The organism is Bacillus sp. FG16 (assembly GCF_057809515.1).
Genome location: NZ_JBMDKC010000371.1, coordinates 1 through 378, shown reverse-complemented (window position 1 = coordinate 378; position 378 = coordinate 1). Strand labels below are relative to the sequence as shown.

Sequence of the window (378 nt, the reverse complement as noted above, 5' to 3'; positions counted from 1 at the left end):
TATCGATAACAAAATTCAACATAAACTCATATTCCAATTCATCTTTTTGAACCGGTTTGGTACCCACCTTACGCGGTGCCATTTTTCCATTGGAATCAGATTCCACGACATATTCTGTTTTTGTGCGAAGGGTAGCTAAAATATGAACGTCGTTCTGCGTAAGAGTTTTAATGAGACTTGTGGTTTCAGAAGCGAGTTTGCCCCAGTTTTGAAATGAGTTACCCGACATGTTTCCATGCGTTTCTACGATACCTCCTTCCCCTTGCCAATTGTGCGAAAGAGAATCAATGATAATGACTTCCACTCCCGCTTGTTTCATGGTACCTACAGCTGCGTTATATCTTTCTGTTGTGTAAGGTGGAGGAAAATCAATATGAA

At 40.5% G+C, this 378-nt stretch carries 1 protein-coding gene; it reads right to left on the bottom strand.

Going from position 1 to position 378, the window contains the following annotated elements; translation table 11 throughout:
• A partial coding sequence (locus tag ACODS7_RS32795) for a DEAD/DEAH box helicase family protein (RefSeq protein WP_488828745.1) occupies positions 1-378 on the bottom strand: 378 nt, incomplete at both ends.